Annotated in this window: 5 protein-coding genes; 3 read left to right on the top strand and 2 right to left on the bottom strand. The window is 55.0% G+C overall.

The window, feature by feature from the left end; genetic code table 11:
- Positions 1-217, bottom strand: a 217-nt coding sequence (locus B3F49_RS05810) for a solute carrier family 23 protein (protein ID WP_293909685.1), incomplete at its 3' end; no start/stop codon positions are given.
- Between the two features lie 58 nt (positions 218-275).
- Here B3F49_RS05810 and B3F49_RS05805 point away from each other — a divergent pair.
- Positions 276-1076 (top strand): alpha/beta hydrolase, encoded by an 801-nt coding sequence (locus tag B3F49_RS05805; protein WP_293893163.1) that lies wholly within the window; start codon positions 276-278, stop codon positions 1074-1076.
- Here the strand turns inward: B3F49_RS05805 and B3F49_RS05800 are convergent.
- On the bottom strand, positions 1071-2354 hold the full coding sequence (locus tag B3F49_RS05800) for an FAD-dependent oxidoreductase (RefSeq protein ID WP_293909682.1): 1284 nt from the start codon (positions 2352-2354) through the stop codon (positions 1071-1073). The genes B3F49_RS05805 and B3F49_RS05800 overlap by 6 nt on opposite strands.
- Positions 2355-2512: 158 nt before the next feature.
- On the opposite strand from B3F49_RS05800, the gene B3F49_RS05795 reads away from it, so the two are divergent.
- Positions 2513-3406 (top strand): hypothetical protein, encoded by an 894-nt coding sequence (locus B3F49_RS05795; protein WP_293909679.1) that lies wholly within the window; start codon positions 2513-2515, stop codon positions 3404-3406.
- Positions 3407-3411: 5 nt separating this feature from the next.
- Positions 3412-4928, top strand: a 1517-nt coding sequence (locus tag B3F49_RS05790; RefSeq protein WP_293909676.1) for an N-acyl-D-amino-acid deacylase family protein, incomplete at its 3' end; no start/stop codon positions are given.

The following is a 4928-nucleotide window of genomic DNA, read 5'->3' as shown; positions in this document are numbered from 1 at the left end:
AAAACTTGGGGACCAAGCCGGCTATGAGCAAAATGAATGCAGAGAGTGAAGGTGTATAGCGGTTGATCACCTTCGTGGTGGTCACAATACCGACGTTCTGGCTGTAGGTGGCGGTGGGATAGAGCGAAAGGCCGATGGTGAAAACCACCATCCCGGTGATCAGGGGAGGAGCTTCTCTTAACGGGGGGTTCATCCAGTTCGAAAATGCTTGCTTCATGGCCCAATGGCAGCACAATTGCTGCAGGCGATACAAAGAATATGCTACTATAGGCGGTATGAGAATCATACAAATTGCAGTGGGGCCGAACCAGGTCCCTCTTACCGGGTACTTGCAGGATATCACCAACGACGGGGGGATTCGCAACATCAGGCCGTCGGTTGTCATTTGCCCCGGAGGAGCGTACCGATTCCGCTCTGAACGCGAGCGCGATCCTGTTGCTCTTCACTTCTTGAACATGAGCTACAACGTATTCATCCTGGATTACTCGGTGCAGGAGGAGGCAAAGGACCTCAATCCTTTGCTTGAAGCAAGTGATGCCTTGATCAAGATTCGAGAACATGCGCTATCGTGGATGTGCGACCCAACACGTATCGCCATCGTCGGCTTCAGCGCAGGAGGACATCTGGCAGCCTCCTTGGCTGTTCTTCACAATCATGAGGTGCTCAGCTGTAGGCAGGAGATCAGGGACGAGAACAACCGGCCCGATGCCGCCATTCTCTGTTACCCGGTGATTACCAGTGGTGAGTACGCTCACCAGGAGAGCATCGGCTGGGTCAGCGGCGGCGATGCAAAGCTCAAGGACCTGATGAGTCTGGAGCATCAGGTGAATCCCAAGGCAAGTCCGATGTTCATCTGGCATACCGTCACCGATGCCTCGGTCCCGGTGGAGAACAGCATGCTGCTCGCTCTCTCCTTGAGGCGTGAGCAGGTGCCGTTCGAGTTGCATCTCTTTGAGAGTGGAAGCCATGGGCTGTCCATGTGCACCGAGGAGGTCGGAACTCCCCATCCCCTTTGCAGGCAGTGGGTCGGTCTTGCCTCCACCTGGCTGAACAGCCGGTTTCATCATACCCTATAGGGTTGCAAGCATCCCCTCTGCCGACCTGATTCCGCTGGCCCATGCTCCGGTGATGCCGCGGCTGGTGCCGGCACCATCCCCTGCAAACCAGATATCCTCGGTGACACGGAAGTTCTCGTCGAGGTAGGCTGGTTTGTTTGCGTAGAGCTTGATCTCCGGATAGTACATGATGGTGGAGGGATGCAGCACCCCGGGCACGATCGTATCGAGGTTCTTCATCGCCCTCCAGATGGCTCTAAGGATTTTTGCAGGAATCGCCAGGGATATGTCGCCGGGGCAGCAGGTTCGCAGGGTCGGTTCAAAATCATAGAGGTCGTCGCTGAAACTTGCTTCCTTGCTCCGTGAGCCGAGGCGGAAGTCTCCAACCCGCTGCATGAGCGGCTGGCCGCCGCCCATGAGTGCCGCTTGCAGCCCCAAATTTTCTGCAAACGCTTGGCCGCTTGCCAAAGGGGCTGTAAACCGTACCGTCTTGAGGATGGCAAAGTTGACCAAGCCATTGTCATGACGGGAGTCGGGGGCGAAGGCATGACCGTTGACCGAGTACCACTGGTCTCCCCGGTTGGTTGCATAACGCTCGCGCACCACATGGGCATTGCCGCTGTTTGTGCAAAAGGTTCGTACCTTCTCGGGGAAGTAGAATTTCGGGTCGTAGTAGTCGCGTACGATCGGGTAGCGCTCGATTCTCGTCTCCACCCTCAGTCCGATGTCCACGATATTGTCGATGAAGGGAATTGAAAGGGAGCGCATCAGATCCTGCAGGAAATGAAAACCCTTTCTGCCAGGGGCGACCAGAAGCTTCTTATAGCCTATCTCCCGTTTCTCGGTGACGATGAAACGCTCCTCGGCATTCACACTCTCCATTGCCTCACCGAGTGAGAGCTGCACCCCGGCATCGGCCAGTCTTGCCAAAAGCTCCTTGATCAGAAGCAGGCCGCCGTCGGTTCCCAAGTGGGTCTGCTTGATCTCCAAGAGGGTGCAGCCGAGGCGCTCGGCGCGCTTCTGGTACATTTCTATGTTCGATTTTTCCAGAAATGAAGGCTTGAGGAAGTCGATGACCTCTTGAAGATAGTGTTGGGCGGTTTCTTCGGTCCAATATTCGACAGGAAAGCCGATTGGGTAGGTGAAGTTCATTTTACAGTCATTGCGCATACCGCCGGTAGAAACCTTTTCGCGGTCGATCATCAGGATTTTTAAATCCGGTCGTTTCTTGATGAGCGTGAAGGCGGTGCCCATGCCCGCAGGTCCGCTTCCTACAATGACAACATCGTACATGTCCATGAAGAGCCTCCCAGGTGTAATAGGAAAGGTTCTCCCTTTCCAACCAATTATCCCCATTGTCGGGTGTTTGGTAAACCCCTTGTCGGGGAGACCGGCCTTGCACAGAGCATGTATTCATGGTATTACACCAAAGTAGGAATGGTTGTTGTGAGGTGAAGATGTACATAAGTGCCAAGGAAGCAGCAAAAAAGTGGGGTATCTCCGAACGGAGGGTTCGCATTCTCTGTTCCGAGGGAAGGGTCGACGGGGTGCTCAGGACTTCCTGGGCTTGGAATATTCCCTCCGATGCCCCAAAACCCGGCGACGGCAGGCACCTCAGGCACATGAAGAACCACGACTTGAGAATCGGGGGAATGGATTTCTCCCGGCTTGAGGCGGAAGCTCAAGGCCTCAAAAAAATAGTCGACCGCCAGCAATTCATTCGTTCCTATCATAGCCTGGTGACCCGGTATGTACTCACTGCCTTTGCAAGCGAGGATATTGTCGTGGATGCCCAGGACTTGGCTGTGCTGTACAACCGCTGCTTCGTTCCTTCCCTGCCGTTTGAGATCCAACTGCTTGCACTCAATGCCCGGTCGATTCTGGTGCGAATGCTGTATCAGTACGGCTTGGGTCCGGTTGAAGGCAAAAGCCGGCCTCAGATGTGTGAGCAGCGACTGAAAGAGCTGTACCAGATGATGTGCCAAGGGATTGAGGATGAGGGTCCAGTCGCCTATCTTGATGCAGACAAGGGCCAACAAATGGAAACCCTCTTTGTCCAATACGACCGCGATTGGGCCCATCTGCATCCGGTTGTACGCTCGCTCTTCCTCTATGGCGAGTTGCTGAGGATCAAGCCGTTCGGTCGATTCGACGCTCTGCTCTCCGCCCTGGCTTTCGCTCAGGAGTTGATCAGCTCAGGCTTCCCTCCAAGTCTCTTCGATGCCGCTCATGTGGATGAGTTCAAGGCTGCCATGATTCTGACCAGAAGCCGTGGCAACTACCAGAATGCACTGAGGATGCTCGAACAGATGCTCGTATTTGAGTGCTCAAAACTTGGGAGCAGGGAGTAATCTTGATGGTGGTGTTCTCCAACGCAACGGTGGTCGATGGCAGTGCATCCGCACCGTTTTGTGCGGATGTGGTGATCGAGGCCGACCGGATTGCTTCCATACTGCCCCCTTTGAGCATCGACGATGCCTCTTGCATCGATTGCAGCAACCTGGTGTTGTGCCCCGGGTTTGTAGACATCCATGGTCACAGCGATTTGGAAGTACTCCGCAGTCCATCCATGAGACCGAAAATCGGGCAGGGAATCACCACCGAGGTCGCCGGAAACTGCGGGATCGGGGTGTTTCCCGCTGAAGCGGGCGACCCCTTTCTTTCTGAACTTACCGGCGATGTCCTGGGGCACTACCCCAACGTGGGGTGGCCATCCTTCAGCTCCTATCTTACGACGCTCAAAGAGAGGGGAAGCGGTACCAATATGGCCTTCCTGCAGGCACACAGTGCACTGCGAAGCCATGCCATGGAGGGTAAGGCGAACCGCAAGGCTACGGATGAGGAAATCCAGCGTATGTGCATCTACCTTCAACAGAGCCTTGAGGAGGGGTGCATCGGGCTTTCCAGCGGACTGTACTATGCTCCCTGCATCTTTGCAGACACCAAGGAGCTGCTGGCTTTATTGTCGGTGGTGAAGTCTTTTGACCGGCTCTTTTGCGTACATATGCGCTGTGAGGGCTCGGATATCCTATCCAGTATCGAGGAAGTTCTCGACCTTGCCCGCCAAAGCGGGGTGAAGCTTCAGATCAGCCACCTGAAAGTCATCGGGAAGAAGAATCAGAACCTGGTTCCAGCCATGCTTTCCCTGATCGAGGAGGCGCGGGTGGAGGGCGTGGATGTCCAGTTCGACCAATATCCCTACGAGTATGGCTCTACAAGTCTTTTCAGCCTGCTTCCTCCTGCCTATCTCAAACTCAGCAGGTCGGATTTGAAGCAAGCCCTTGGCAGCAAAACCGAGAGAAACACCATCAAGACCATGATGGAGGAGGGCAGGGGCTGGGACAGCATCGCATCCCTTTGCGGCTGGGAAGAGATTACGGTGCTGCTGCTGCAAAGCAATCCCCGCTATGAGGGTTTGACCATGGCCGAGGTTGCTGCAATGCGTAATCAGGATCCGTATGAAGCCTTTTTTGACTTGCTTTCCGAGGAACAGGGATCGGCTTTGATGACCGATGTGACCCAAAGCCAGGACTCGATCAAACGCATTCTCTCCCATCCATTGATGTGCTTTGGAACCGACGCCCTCTATGCCGGCAGGAAGACCCACCCCAGAAGCCATCAAGCCGCCCTGCATCTGCTTGACCGGTATTGGAAGCAGGAACCGGTTCTCAGCCTCGAGCAGTTGATAGCAAAAATGACAAGTTGCGGGGCAAAACGCCTCGGCTTGTCCGACCGCGGTCTGGTCGCCAGGGGCTATAAAGCCGATTTGGTGCTTTTCGATCCAATTGCACTGCAAGATTGCGCGGATGAGCGTCACCCGGATGCTCCGTCCATCGGGCTTCGTCTGGTTATGGTGAATGGTACGATTGCTTT

The organism is Sphaerochaeta sp. UBA5836, assembly GCF_002432845.1.
Taxonomy (GTDB): Bacteria; Spirochaetota; Spirochaetia; order Sphaerochaetales; family Sphaerochaetaceae; genus Sphaerochaeta.
Note: the sequence above shows the minus strand (reverse complement) of the source record. Positions and strands in the feature narration are given on the sequence as shown.